We start from the raw sequence: 13211 nt of genomic DNA on the forward strand, positions 1-13211 counted from the left end.
CACCGAACTCACCTATTGCATATAACGTCACTCTTGGAGTGCCGAACGCGAGGGCGTGGATGCCCGAGCCGGGACCCAGCTTCAGGACGACTTATTACCACCAGAGCTCAGCTTCGAGCAATGGGCAGGTCACTCTTATTAATTCACCCGCTTCAACCTGAACAAAGCCCTGCATGTTGCTAAAAGGCAACAATTTATCTATGGCCGTGTTCTGGCTATGAAATTAATTTTCAAAAAGCGAAAGTAAACATATAACATTTTGATTTATAAATATTAAATTAATTTTTCACTCATGCCCAAATCTGCCTCTTGGCTCCTCTATTCAGATAAAAATCAGAAAAGCGTGTCTACCATTTGTGTGGTTTCTGAATGAAATCTCCATCAAAAATTACTAACTAACTGAAAAATATATATTTTATTTTTAAAGCTTTGATCTTGTCGCGAAATGGCAACAGAAAAAACGGGGGAATTCCTGATTTCTTAGCAATCAATGTTTCAACATATTGAATTATATGTTTTTTTTAAAACTGGCATCGGACTTGTATTAGTCCTAGCGAGTCGAAAATGTGATGGCGAATATTAGGTTCGTTAGGTTCACACCAAAACAAGTAGGAAGGACAGTAATATGAAAACAATGACAGCAACTATCGCTCTTATCACTTTAGCCGCATCAAGCGCAGCATTTGCTGCCGATTTCTCAACTCTTGATGTTGATGGCAACGGTGCTATCTCTGTGCAAGAAGCTGCCGCTGACGCTGCGCTAGCCGAGCAATTTGCACAATTAGATAGCGACGGTAACGGTGAGCTTTCGCAAGCCGAGTTTGACAAAGCAGAGTAATTTTCAGCAGTTATTACAGTGATCAGTAGGAGATAATGATGAAAAAATCAAAGCACATTTTAGCCTTATGCGCCCTTGTCGGTTCTTCTGCGGCCTTTGCCTTAGCAGCTGACTTTGCCACGGTAGACAGTGACGGCAATGGTGCCATTAGCATGGAAGAAGCATCAAAGCACCCAGAGCTAATCAGCCAGTTCAAAGACTTAGACACAAACGTAGATGGCGAGCTGTCTCAAGAAGAGTTCGCTAAAGCGAAATAACACAGGGAGTTAACAATGAATAAGACCTCTAAAGCAATCGCCTTAATCGGCTTAGTCAGTGCATCGTCTGCATTCGCGATGGACTTGGAATTTAACACTGTGGACGTAGATAGCGATGGCGCTATCAGCATGGAAGAAGCGGCTCAATATCCTGAACTAATGCAAGAGTTTAAGGACTTGGACAGCAACAAAGACGGCCAGCTGAGCGAGCAAGAATTCGCAACAGCTCAGTAAGTTTACTTTTTGAATATTTGGAGCAAGTTATGAAAACGACCAATACACTACTAGCAATGGCTATTTTGGCATCTTCTTCGACTGCATTTGCAGGTTCGGGCGCGACGTTTGAATCTCTTGATGTGGACGGTAACGGCAGCATCAGTAAGGAAGAAGCGAGTGCCGATGCCGAAGTAATGGCTAAGTTCGATGAGCTTGATATTGATGGTAACGGCGAGCTATCGCCAGAAGAGTTTGCCAATATTGAGTAAACACCTAAATCCATTAGAGAAGCAAAAAGCAGCATTTAGTTTCCAACTAAAGCTGCTTTTTTTTGCCTATAAGAACATGGCGCTGACCTGGAAGAGCTTCTCAACTACATGAATATGCTTTTTGTCGATCAAGAACATGATCACATGGTCGCCGCTTTGAATCACGGTATCGTCATGGGCGATAAGTACATCATCATTACGCACTATGGCGCCAATGGTAGTGCCCGAAGGGAGTTTGATTTCACTAATGGCACGACCCACCACCTTTGAGGTGTTTTCATCGCCATGGGCCACAGCCTCAATGGCTTCAGCAGCGCCCTTACGCAGTGAGTAAACGTTCACTATATCACCACGGCGAACATGGGTTAACAGGGCCGAAATGGTCGCCTGTTGCGGCGAAATGGCAATATCTATCTCACCACCTTGAACCAGATCCACATAGGCACCGCGCTGAATTAGCACCATGGTTTTTTGCGCACCCATGCGCTTGGCCAGCATGGCCGACATGATATTCGCTTCATCATCGTTGGTCACGGCGATAAAGACATCTACCTGCTCGATATGCTCTTCTGACAACAGCTCCTGATCCGAGGCGTCACCACAGAAAACCACAGTATCATCAAGCATTTCCGAGAGCTGCTCGGCCCGCATAGGGTTGCGCTCCAGCAGTTTGACGCTGTGGTTTTTCTCCAGTGAGCGAGCCAGGCCTGCGCCTATATTACCGCCGCCGGCAATCATGATCTTTTTATATGAGCGTTCCAGCTTTTGCAGCTCGCTCATTACCGCGCGAATATGCTTGGTTGCAGCGATAAAGAAGACTTCATCATCGGCTTCGATAACCGTAGTTCCCAGCGGCTTGATGGCCTTACCCTGACGGTAAATGGCGGCAACCCGGGTTTCCACGTTGGGAATATGTTCCTTTAACGCTGAGAGCGCATAACCAACCAGCATGCCGCCGTAGTAGGCCTTAACCGCCACCAAGGACAGTTTACCGTCGGCAAACTGCAACACCTGCAGGGCGCCAGGGTAGTCGATTAAGCGGCGAATATACTTGGTGACCAGAGCCTCGGGAGCTATGTAGTGATCAACGGGCAGGTCATCATTGTGGAATAACTGCTGGCGATAACGTAAGTATTGCTCCGAGCGGATCCGCGCAATTTTAGTCGGGGTGTTAAAGATACTGTAGGCAACCTGACAGGCCACCATGTTCACTTCGTCGGAGCTCGTCACGGCGATGATCATATCCGCATCTTCGGCGCCGGCCTTGCGCAGCACATCGGGGTGAGCGCTGTGGCCATTTACGCCTTGCAAGTCATATTTGTCTTGCAGCTCTCGCAAGCGGTCACCGTCGATATCGACCACGGTGATCTCGTTTTGCTCACCCACTAAGTTTTCCGCCAATGTGCCGCCAACCTGGCCTGCACCTAAGATGATAATTTTCATGACTATGTCACTGCTTTATTATTTTTGCGTAGTAAAAACCATCGGTTTCACCCGGCAACAACTGCCAACCCGGCTGCTGCTCGGTATCCTTATCATGCAACGCTATATGCCTGGCGTCACTATGTTTGGCCAAAAATGCCCGTATTTGCGATTGGTTTTCCTCGCTTAATACCGAACAGGTGGCATAAACCAGAGTACCGCCGGATTTCAAAAGCGGCCAGATGGCTTCAAGTATGCTTGCTTGCAGTTGTGCCAATTCATCGATATCGCTGCCGCGACGCAGCCACTTGATATCCGGATGGCGGCGGATCACCCCGGTGGCCGAACAGGGCACATCGAGGAGAATACGGTCGAACTGCTCGCCCTGATACCATTGCTCGGTTTGCTCCGCCTGAGCGCAGATCAATTCGGCGTTTAACCCGATTCGCTCCAGGTTTTCATTAACGCGTTCAAGACGCTGGGCATCGGCATCAAGAGCGACGACACGGGCATCGGCAAGCTCGAGAATATGACAGGTTTTGCCACCGGGCGCCGCACAGGCATCGAGAATAAGTTCACCGTCCTGTGGGTCCAGAAGCCTTGCTGCCTGCTGGGCTGCTGCATCCTGTACCGAACAGGCGCCGCGCTCGAACTCGGGCAGGGCAAATACATCCATGGCCTTATCGAGGCGGATAGCATCCTGGAAGGCTTCATCTATGCTAAAGCCAATGTTTTGATCAAACAGTTTATCGGCATAGGCATCGCGGCTATTAATGCGATTGTTCGCTCGCAGCCACATGGGCGCCTGTTGCTGATTTTCCTCGATAATATCCTGCCATTGCTCTGGGTAATCACGCTGTAGCTTTTTAATCAACCAGCCCGGGTGATTGTATTTGCAGGCATCAATTTGTTCTGCTTGCTCTTCCAGGCCTTGTTGTTGGCGTTGAAAGGTGCGTAGCACGGCGTTAACCAGGCCTTTGAGGCCTACCGCACGCATGGACTTTAGGGCATTGACCGTTTCGGCCACGGCGGCATGCTCGGGCACGCGCATATATTGCAATTGATATAAGCCAACGTAGAGCAGAAATTGATAAACCCGGCTTTTGCCTTTCAATGGCTTTTCAAGCAATTGCTGACAATAAAACTCCAGGCTTGGCAAATAACGTAAAACGCCGAAGCACATTTGTTGCATCAGCGCCTTGTCTTGCGGGCTTAGATCGCGGCTGTATCTGGGCAGGGCCACAGACAGAGAAATACCTTTGTCGACTACCTGGTAAAGGGTGTGCGCCGCCTGGGCGCGAACATTACTCACCTTGATTATCCGCAGTGGCTAATGAACTGCCAACTGTGACCCAATCGGCACGGCCGTTTAGGAAATCCTGGCTCGACATAGGTTTCTTACCTTGAGGCTGTAGCTGAGTTATTTTTAGAGCGTCGGTCGCACAGGCGATCACTATGCCACTTTTATCGGCGCGTAAAATGGTGCCCGGCGTGCCTTGTTCGGCAACCACCTCGGCTTGCCATACCTTCACCGTATTACCGGCCATTTCCGTATAACTGACCGGCCAGGGGTTAAAGGCGCGAATATTGCGCTCTAACTGCACCGCTTCCAGTTGCCAATCCAGCAGGGCTTCTTGTTTGGAGAGCTTGTGCGCATAGTTGGCGAGTTGCTCATCTTGCTGCTGCGGAGTGATGCTTTCTATGTTGGCCAATGTTTCTATCAGTGCCGAGGGGCCAAGCTCCGCCAATTTAGCGTAGAGTGAGGCCGAGGTTTCCTTGGCATCTATGGCACAGCGGCTAATGCTGAGCATGTCACCGGTATCCAGGCCTTCGTCCATCTGCATTATGGTTACACCGGTTTCTGTGTCGCCGGCCCAAATCGCTCTTTGTATCGGTGCGGCACCGCGCCAACGCGGCAGAATCGAGCCATGGACATTGATACAACCAAGTTTTGGCGTCTCTAAAATGCTTTTAGGCAGCAGCAAGCCGTAGGCGACTACCACCATGATATCGGCATTTAATGCGGCGAGTTGCTGCTGCGCTTCTTCACTTTTCAGGCTGGCTGGCTGAAACACCGGGAGGTCGTGCTCTAGAGCCAGGGTCTTTACCTCACTGGCTTTGAGTTTTTTACCACGTCCGGCGGGGCGATCCGGCTGGCTGTATACGCCAACCACCTCATGATCTGAGTCGATTAATGCCTGCAAATGGCGTGCAGCAAAGTCCGGTGTACCGGCAAATACGATGCGAAGGGCTTGTGTCACTGTGATTCCTTGTAATTAAGCTTTAGCGGCCAGACGGGCTTCTTTTTCAAGCTTTTTACGAATACGCTGACGTTTTAGCGGCGACAAGTAATCAATAAATAACTTACCAATTAGGTGATCTAATTCGTGTTGAATACAGATGGCCAATAAGCCATCGGCATCCAAAGTAAACTCTTCGCCTTGGGCATTCAGGGCTTTAACGGTGACGGTTTCGGCGCGATCAACCTTGGCATACGAATGGGGAACTGACAGGCATCCTTCTTCGCTAACGGTAGAACCGTTTTTGTGCGTGATCTCAGGGTTGATAAGGATCAGAGGCTCATCACGTTCTTCAGAAACATCAATAACCACAATGCGTTGGTGAATATCGACTTGCGTTGCAGCTAGACCGATACCATTTTCGTCATACATGGTGGCTAACATGTCTTCTGTAATGCTACGAATGCTGTCATCCACTTGTTCGACAGGTGCTGCAATCGTGCGTAAACGTTCATCTGGGAACCTAAGTACTTCTAAAAGTGCCATAATTGCCTTATTAAAAATTGTGCTAAATATCAGGTATTGTGTTATGTTTTTATTTTAGCCATTCGTGTGCACCTTTAACAGGTTATTGGGTAATAAATATAATAAAACAAGCTTTAGGAAGCTCATTACAATGATTAAACAGCTATCAGCTGCCGTATTTGCTCTTGCGGTTGCTTTTCCATCATTAGCAGATGTTTTAGCAGTCAAAAACGACGCACCGGAACAATATGTGGTGAAGAAGGGAGATACACTATGGGATATCTCTGCTATTTATTTGGATAAGCCTTGGCTGTGGCCAGAGCTTTGGCAAATGAACCCACAAATTGATAACCCTCACCTTATTTACCCTGGCGATACACTGTATTTAGTGTACGACGCCCAAGGGCGACCGCGCTTAGTGGTTAAACGCCCGGACAACTATCAGAAACTATCGCCACATGGTCGCAAGACATTGAAGCGAGACGCACTACCAACTTTGTCGTTGGAGCTGCTGCGCCCGTTTTTGACTTACGAACAAGCGCTAAGTGAAGAGCAGATTAATGCTCAACCTTATGTGCTGGGTGCCAACGAGAATGTGAAACGCTCTACTCAGGGTCATATTCTTTACGTTAAAGGCGACCTGGAGCGTAACAGTAGTTATGCCATCTATCACAAGAACCGCCCTTATATTGACCCTCAGACCGATGAGCTGTTGGGTTATGAGGTGAAACTTGTGGCCACCGCCAAGGCGTTCCGCAGCGGCGATGTAAACTCTGGTGTGCCTGCGTCCATCTTCGTTGATGGCGTTAAGCGCGAAATTAATGCCGGTGATTTCTTAATGCCGGTTAACCAGGGTCAAAGTTTGCCTGCATCTTTCCAGATGCGCCGTCCCGAGACTGACATTGATGGTGAAATCATCGCTTCATCTAATCAGCTTCGTGAATTTAGCCAGATGGATATTGTGGTGCTAAACCGTGGTTTAGTAGACGAAGTTAAAGCGGGTCACATGTTTGATATCCGCCGTCAGTCACCCACAGTAATCGATGGTCGCGATGGTCCTCAATATAAAGAAGACTCCAGTACCTACGATAAGTTTATGTCGAATATGGAAGAAGGCATGGGCTTGGAAGAGGATGCGGATAACAAGACCTGGCATATGCCCAAGGAAAAGGTGGGTGAGCTTATGGTTCTTAAAGTTCAAGACCGTGTAAGCTATGCCATCATTACCAAAACATTACGACCCATACGTGTCGGAGATCTTATAAGCGTTGACTAACCAACGCTTTCCGTAACAAGCTTTTGGGTCGTGCTCAAGGAGGGAGCATGACACAGAGTGAATCTAATCTATCGGCCTCTTCAGAGGCCGATTTATTTCTAGCCGATGCCAGCCTACTGGCGTTGATGCGCACGCCGGGTCTTGGTTTGCGTAGCGCTTATACCTTGCTACAACATATTCCCATACTTGATTTAGTCGCCGATGCAGAGGTGCTTATTGAAGCTGGCTTGCGCCGCGATATTGCTGCTTATTTGGCTACAACTAAACTTGAACCCTTGCAACAAGAGCTGAGCGAGTATCGCCATCAGGGCATAGCTGTGATCAGTCTGGCTAACACCTTGTATCCGCCGTTGTTAAAGGAATTGCCCGACCCACCCTTACTTTTATTCTGTATAGGCAATAGTGGCTTATTGGCCCAGCCTCAGGTGGCGATTGTCGGCAGCCGAGGGGCGAGTATAGGTGGGAAGCACCATGCCTTTGAGTTTGCCGCTCAGCTCAGTGATTCAGGACTGGCCGTAACCTCTGGCATGGCCATGGGGATAGATGCCAGCGCCCATCTGGGGGCATTGCATAATGGTGGAGCGACCTTGGCTGTGCTGGGTACGGGAGTTGATTTATGTTACCCGCGTCGTAACAAGGCGTTGCGGGAGCAAATTGCCCAACATGGCCTATTGGTTAGTGAGTTTTTGCCCGGAACACAACCGCGGGCGCAGCACTTCCCCCGTCGCAACCGGGTTATCGCCGGGTTAAGTCTAGGTACCTTAGTCGTTGAAGCGGAGCAAAAAAGCGGCTCCCTGATCACCGCCGAACTGGCGATGGATTATAACCGTGAGGTGATGGCTATGCCCGGGGCGGTGAATAACCCATATTCCCGTGGCTGCCATGCTTTGATCAAGCATGGGGCGGCGCTAGTGGAAAATGCCGAAGATGTGTTAGCCGAATTAGGTTGTTATCAACAAAAGGGTCTATATATAAATAATGAGGGAGTAGAAAAAGAGGATGAGAACACTTTACTTCGCCATATTGGTTTTGAGCCAACCAGCATAGACGCTATAGCTTTGAGCTCGCAAATTCCAATCGCGCAATTATTAACGCTATTAATAGACTTAGAACTCGAAGGCAGCATTATTAGCACTTCGGGCGGCTATACCAGAGTAGGGGGCGAGTGACATGTTTGATATCCTAATGTATTTGTTTGAAAACTATATTCATAACGAAAGCGAAATCTTTGTCGAAGAAAGCGTGCTTACCGATGAATTACTCAAGGCCGGTTTTAACAGCCCTGAAATATACAAGGCCTTGGATTGGCTTGAGCAACTGGCACAGTTGCAGCACAGCGATGAGAGTCCGTATCTGGATAGAACCCCAGCCGCAGCCTGTCGTATCTACACAGGTGAGGAAAGCATTAAGCTTGATATTCAATGCCAAGGCTTCTTACTGTTTTTAGAGCAGGTCGGTGTGATCAACGGCACCACGCGTGAAATGGTGATAGACAGAGCCATGGCCTTAGATCATGCGCAAATAGCCCTGGATGACCTTAAGTGGGTGGTGTTAATGGTGCTTCTCAGTGTGCCAGGTCAGGAGCATGCCTATGCGCAGATGGAAGACTTAATCTTTGACGACCCCAATCCGACCCTGCATTAAGCTTGATCTTCATCGGAGTCTGAGTATATTGGGCGCACATTAACCAAGGGGCTGGGTGCGCATGACGAAAATAGATCATTCTTTATTTAATGCCGATAAACACGCGTTGGAAAAAGAGTACGAGGTATGCCCAGAATGTGGCAGCGAGCTGGTAATGCGTCATTCCAAATCCGGTGCCTTTTTAGGTTGTGCCAGTTATCCAACATGCCACTTTATTCGCCCCTTGCATCAACATGATACCAGCACCCTAAAAGTGCTTGAGGATAATCCCTGTCCGCAATGTAGCGCGCCCTTGGCAGTTAAAAATGGCCGTTTTGGCATGTTTATCGGCTGCACCAACTTTCCCGAGTGTCACTATATCGCCGATCAGCGTGAGCAAAGTGAACAAGACAGCGCTTTACCACCTTGCCCTAAGTGTAATAAAGGTCATTTAACCCAGCGCAGCAGCAAATATGGTAAGGCTTTTTATTCCTGTGATGCCTACCCCAAGTGCAAATACAGCCTGAATTACCCGCCTGTTGCGGTGACCTGTGAACAGTGTCAGTGGCCGGTCATGATGAAACGCCACCTTGCCGAGGGAGCTATGCTACAATGCCCGCAAAAGAACTGTGGGCACAAACAGCCCGATGATGCGGAGAGCGGACAGTGAGTGATGCAGAACAGCCGAAAACGGCGCTGAGCAGTTTGCAACAGGGCGAAGTAATTCTTTACCCCACCGAGGCGGTATACGGCTTGGGCTGTGACCCTATGAATCAAGCGGCCGTTGAAGCCTTGCTGGCAATCAAACAACGCCCGGTTGAAAAAGGCCTGATTTTAATCGCCGACAACTATGGTCAATTACTTCCTTATGTGGCCGATCATCGAATTCCCATGGATAAGCGCGCGGATATTTTTTCGCAGTGGCCCGGTGCCGTGACCTGGGTGATGCCGGCAGCAGCAACAACGCCCAAGTGGCTCACCGGTGCGTTTGACTCTATCGCCGTGCGCGTCAGTGCTCACCCCACAGTTAAGCGTTTGTGCCAAGAATTTGGTGGCCCAATCGTGTCTACCAGCGCTAACTTAAGCGGTCAGGAACCGGTTGCGTCAATCGCGCAAGGGCAGGCTACCTTTGGCGAACAAGTTGGCTTTTATGTCGATGAGCCCTTGGGTGGCGCTGACCAGCCTAGCGTGATCAAAGACGCCATGAACGGACAAATTATTCGAGGATAAGCATGCATTCAGAGTTACTGACCCAGGTTAAAACCTACTTAATGGCGTTGCAGGATAAGATTTGTGCCGGATTGGAAGAAGCCGATGGCGGCGCCAAGTTCGTTGAAGATGCATGGCAACGCGAAGAGGGCGGCGGCGGTCGTACCCGAGTGATCCGTGATGGCAATGTTATCGAGCAAGGTGGCGTAAACTACTCTCATGTATTTGGTGCTTCCATGCCCGCCTCTGCGACCGCACATCGCCCGGAATTAGCCGGCCGAAGCTTCCATGCCTGTGGTGTGTCCCTAGTGATTCACCCAAAAAACCCGCATATTCCCACCAGTCATGCCAATGTGCGTTTCTTTATTGCCGAGAAAGAGGGTGAGGAACCGATTTGGTGGTTTGGCGGTGGTTTTGATTTAACTCCTTTTTATCCGCAGCTTGAAGATGTAAAACATTGGCACCAGGTTGCCCATGACCTGTGCGCCCCCTTTGGTGATGAGGTGTACCCCAAGTATAAAACCTGGTGTGACGAATACTTCTACCTGAAACACCGGGATGAGACGCGCGGCGTGGGTGGACTCTTCTTCGATGATCTTAACGAATGGGGCTTTGAGAAGAGCTTTGCCTTTATGCAGGCTGTGGGTAACGGATACCTAGATGCTTACCTGCCTTTGATTGCAAAGCGCAAGGACACGCCTTATGGCGAGGCAGAGCGTCAATTCCAATTGTATCGCCGTGGTCGCTACGTTGAATTTAACCTGGTGTGGGATAGAGGCACCTTGTTTGGTTTGCAAACTGGTGGGCGTACCGAGTCGATATTGATGTCGATGCCGCCATTGGCGCGTTGGGAGTATGACTTTAACCCTGAGCCGGGTTCGCCAGAGTCAGAACTCTATGAGCATTACCTGAAACCAAAAGACTGGGTATAAAAGTAGAAAAACGCGGCATCGGCCGCGTTTTTTAATTGTCGCTATTGATCATATGAGTCGCCAGCTGGGTGAGCGACTGTCGCAAACCCTCACGTAGCACCGGATTATCGACTTCCATATCCAGCGCCTTATTCATACAGTACATCCACTGATCTCTAAGCTCGGCAGTGACCGGGAAGGGCATATGACGCTGACGTAAGCGTGGGTGACCATATTTTTCTACAAACAGATCCGGGCCACCTAACCAACCAGATAAAAACTCAAAGAATACCTGGCGAATACGATCCAATGGCTGCGGATGCATATCATATAAGGGCTTGGCGTACGCATCGCTGGCCATTATGTCGTAGAATCGATTGGCGAGGGCACGAGCACCTTTTTCGCCGCCCATTAGTTCGTATGGGGTACGCTCAACATCAGGGTGGATGTCGTCTGTACTTTGCTGAGAATTTTTTGCATCTTTGCTAAAGATGCGTTTTAGTAACTGCTTCATGATGCGCTCGATATAAGGAAAGGATAATGGATAAATACGCGGTGTTTGGTAACCCCATAGCGCACTCAAAATCACCCCTCATTCACCATGCCTTTGCGGCGCAATTAGGTGAACAAATAGAATATCAGCGCATTTTAGCACCGCTCGACGGCTTTGTTGACTGCGTCAGCGAGTTTTTTAGCCAAGGTGGCTGTGGGGCTAATGTCACCCTGCCATTTAAAGAGCAGGCCTTTGCCCTAGTTGATACTCTGAGTGAACGAGCCCGCCTGGCTGGCGCCGTAAATACCTTAATTCTTGAAGAAGGCGGGGGCTTAAAAGGCGATAACACGGATGGCATTGGTTTAGTTAGTGATCTGCAGCGCTTGAGTGGCTCTCTGGCAGGCAAGCATGTGTTGTTAATTGGCGCAGGTGGTGCGGCAAAGGGCGCCGCCTTGCCTTTGCTTGAAGCCGGGATTGAGCAACTGCATGTGGTCAATCGCACAGAGGAAAAAGCAAAGCAGTTGGTAGAACGTATTAGCCAATACCAAAACGTCAGTTATGGGGGCTTAACAGGTCAAAACACGCAAAGCTGGGATATTGTCATAAATTCAACATCTTCCAGCGTCACCGGTGAGCTACCTGGCTTACAGGCCAGCTATCTCGAAGGGGCTCAGTTTGCCTACGATATGTTTTATGCAGAGCTGGCCACATCTTTTATGTGTTGGGCATCCAAGATCAATCCGAATATAGTTACGGCGGATGGTTTGGGTATGCTGGTGGCGCAGGCTGCCCATGCATATCAACTTTGGCGTGGGCAAATGCCCGATTGTGCGCCTATAATAGCAGCGCTAAAAGAGGGGCGATTATAATGAATCAAGCAATTCAATTTGTTGACAGAGTCGAATATGAAAATGGTGTTATTACCTTTTATGCCATGGTTAATGGGCTACTTTTACCTTGTATTATCGAGCTTAAGGTGAAGGAGCGCAGCGATGCTCTGGCGCATTTTGCCGAACACCGCTTTGATTATGAAGAGTTGGCTGAGCAACAAATAGAAGAGGAAGCCTTCGGTGAAGAAGGCGAAGTACAGATTAAAGCACTGGCTTAACCTCGTTTAGGTATTCATCCTTGAGGCGAACATAGTTATCCGCCGACACCTTTAAGAAGGCGCGCTCCTCATCGCTTAACGGACGCGCCTGCTTTACTGGGCTACCCACATATAAATAACCTGACTCTAAGGTTTTGTTGGGAGGCACAAGCGCACCGCCACCAATGATCACATCATCTTCCACTATCACGTTGTCCATAATGATGGCGCCCATGCCGACCAGGATACGATTACCAAGACGGCATCCGTGTAACATGGCTTTGTGACCCACGGTTACATCCTCACCAATAATGAGCGGATAACCTTCCGGGTTTGAGGCACTGGCACGAGTCAGATGGAGCACGGTCCCATCCTGAATATTGGAACGTTTGCCAATACGCATATAGTTAACGTCTCCGCGTGCGGCCACCAAGGGCCAGATGCTGGCGTCTTCTGCAATTTCAACATCGCCCACGATCACGGCGGACTCGTGAATGTATGCCGATTTGTGTACCTGGGGAGATTTATCTTTATAACTTTGTAAGCTCATATCAGGTTCCTATCACTGATGTATGACTAATACCCTAACTCTAACTAGGCGGGTCTAGGTTCGCAATAAAGGTTCGTAATAAACATTAGTCGTACGAAAAAGAGCCACCTCTTTAGTTTACCAAGCTATTCGAGGTGATTATTTGCTTAAAAACGTATAAAAAGTATGTCTATCGGGCGCTTTTTAGGCGAACGATCCATTTTTAGCAATTTTCTTTAAAAAAGGGCTTGCGTCGAAATCGAATCTCCCTATAATGCGACCCCACTGAGACGGCAGGCAGCAACGCATAGCGAGG

18 protein-coding genes are annotated in these 13211 nt (G+C 49.0%); 12 read left to right on the top strand and 6 right to left on the bottom strand.

From position 1 onward, the window contains the following. Positions 1 to 625: 625 nt before the first annotated feature. From C2M35_RS15065 to C2M35_RS15080, 4 genes are read left to right on the top strand one after another with little or no spacing between them, the layout of a single operon-like run. Positions 626 to 838, top strand: coding sequence for a calmodulin (locus C2M35_RS15065; RefSeq protein ID WP_105215198.1), 213 nt, complete (start codon positions 626 to 628; stop codon positions 836 to 838). A 35-nt stretch (positions 839 to 873) separates the two neighbouring features. Further along, a complete protein-coding gene (locus C2M35_RS15070; RefSeq protein WP_442792765.1) occupies positions 874 to 1095 on the top strand; it encodes a calmodulin in 222 nt (73 codons plus the stop codon). 15 nt (positions 1096 to 1110) lie between these two features. Further along, complete coding sequence (locus C2M35_RS15075) at positions 1111 to 1329, top strand: calmodulin (protein WP_105201208.1); 219 nt, start codon at positions 1111 to 1113, stop codon at positions 1327 to 1329. Positions 1330 to 1358: 29 nt separating this feature from the next. Continuing rightward, the gene (locus tag C2M35_RS15080; RefSeq protein ID WP_105201209.1) at positions 1359 to 1580 is read left to right on the top strand and encodes an EF-hand domain-containing protein; all 222 of its coding nucleotides are present in this window, start codon (positions 1359 to 1361) and stop codon (positions 1578 to 1580) included. A 66-nt stretch (positions 1581 to 1646) separates the two neighbouring features. Here C2M35_RS15080 and trkA read toward each other — a convergent pair whose 3' ends face one another. The 4 genes from trkA to def are packed head-to-tail and all read right to left on the bottom strand — an operon-like array spanning position 1647 to position 5788. Further along, complete coding sequence (gene trkA / locus C2M35_RS15085; RefSeq protein WP_105201210.1) at positions 1647 to 3023, bottom strand: Trk system potassium transporter TrkA; 1377 nt, start codon at positions 3021 to 3023, stop codon at positions 1647 to 1649. A gap of 7 nt (positions 3024 to 3030) precedes the next feature. Beyond that, positions 3031 to 4323 carry a 16S rRNA (cytosine(967)-C(5))-methyltransferase RsmB gene (gene rsmB, locus C2M35_RS15090; protein ID WP_105265689.1) on the bottom strand — a complete coding sequence of 431 codons (1293 nt, stop codon included), beginning with the start codon at positions 4321 to 4323 and terminating at the stop codon, positions 3031 to 3033. Then, the gene (fmt, locus tag C2M35_RS15095) at positions 4307 to 5263 is read right to left on the bottom strand and encodes a methionyl-tRNA formyltransferase (protein ID WP_105265690.1); all 957 of its coding nucleotides are present in this window, start codon (positions 5261 to 5263) and stop codon (positions 4307 to 4309) included. Before fmt ends, rsmB begins: the two co-directional genes overlap by 17 nt. A gap of 15 nt (positions 5264 to 5278) precedes the next feature. After that, positions 5279 to 5788 (bottom strand): peptide deformylase, encoded by a 510-nt coding sequence (def, locus tag C2M35_RS15100; RefSeq protein WP_105201213.1) that lies wholly within the window; start codon positions 5786 to 5788, stop codon positions 5279 to 5281. Positions 5789 to 5918: 130 nt separating this feature from the next. Between def and C2M35_RS15105 the strand changes: the two genes are divergently transcribed. From C2M35_RS15105 to hemF, 6 genes are all read left to right on the top strand, one after another. Beyond that, a complete protein-coding gene (locus tag C2M35_RS15105) occupies positions 5919 to 7043 on the top strand; it encodes a LysM peptidoglycan-binding domain-containing protein (protein WP_105201214.1) in 1125 nt (374 codons plus the stop codon). A gap of 47 nt (positions 7044 to 7090) precedes the next feature. Beyond that, a complete protein-coding gene (gene dprA, locus C2M35_RS15110) occupies positions 7091 to 8212 on the top strand; it encodes a DNA-processing protein DprA (protein WP_234000076.1) in 1122 nt (373 codons plus the stop codon). Between the two features lies 1 nt (position 8213). Further along, entirely contained in the window at positions 8214 to 8687 is a 474-nt protein-coding gene (locus C2M35_RS15115) for a DUF494 family protein (RefSeq protein WP_105201215.1), read from the top strand. A gap of 61 nt (positions 8688 to 8748) precedes the next feature. Continuing rightward, complete coding sequence (locus tag C2M35_RS15120) at positions 8749 to 9336, top strand: DNA topoisomerase family protein (RefSeq protein WP_105265691.1); 588 nt, start codon at positions 8749 to 8751, stop codon at positions 9334 to 9336. Beyond that, positions 9333 to 9896: a Sua5/YciO/YrdC/YwlC family protein gene (locus tag C2M35_RS15125; RefSeq protein ID WP_105265692.1), complete on the top strand. Its 564-nt coding sequence runs from the start codon at positions 9333 to 9335 to the stop codon at positions 9894 to 9896. The genes C2M35_RS15120 and C2M35_RS15125 overlap by 4 nt, the downstream gene beginning before the upstream one ends. 2 nt (positions 9897 to 9898) lie before the next feature. Beyond that, complete coding sequence (gene hemF, locus C2M35_RS15130) at positions 9899 to 10807, top strand: oxygen-dependent coproporphyrinogen oxidase (protein WP_105201218.1); 909 nt, start codon at positions 9899 to 9901, stop codon at positions 10805 to 10807. A 31-nt stretch (positions 10808 to 10838) separates the two neighbouring features. Here hemF and C2M35_RS15135 read toward each other — a convergent pair whose 3' ends face one another. Beyond that, positions 10839 to 11300 (bottom strand): group II truncated hemoglobin, encoded by a 462-nt coding sequence (locus C2M35_RS15135; RefSeq protein WP_105265693.1) that lies wholly within the window; start codon positions 11298 to 11300, stop codon positions 10839 to 10841. Between the two features lie 26 nt (positions 11301 to 11326). Between C2M35_RS15135 and aroE the strand changes: the two genes are divergently transcribed. After that, entirely contained in the window at positions 11327 to 12148 is an 822-nt protein-coding gene (gene aroE / locus C2M35_RS15140) for a shikimate dehydrogenase (RefSeq protein WP_105265694.1), read from the top strand. Then, positions 12148 to 12387, top strand: a complete 240-nt coding sequence (locus tag C2M35_RS15145; protein ID WP_105188779.1) for a DUF1488 family protein — start codon at positions 12148 to 12150, stop codon at positions 12385 to 12387. Before aroE ends, C2M35_RS15145 begins: the two co-directional genes overlap by 1 nt. Here the strand turns inward: C2M35_RS15145 and C2M35_RS15150 are convergent. Beyond that, a complete protein-coding gene (locus tag C2M35_RS15150; protein ID WP_105265695.1) occupies positions 12371 to 12916 on the bottom strand; it encodes a gamma carbonic anhydrase family protein in 546 nt (181 codons plus the stop codon). The two genes, C2M35_RS15145 and C2M35_RS15150, sit on opposite strands and share 17 nt — an antisense overlap. Between the last annotated feature and the right edge of the window lie 295 nt (positions 12917 to 13211).

Origin of the sequence: Pseudoalteromonas sp. T1lg76 (assembly GCF_002964725.1) — a bacterium.
Lineage (GTDB): Bacteria > Pseudomonadota > Gammaproteobacteria > Enterobacterales > Alteromonadaceae > Pseudoalteromonas.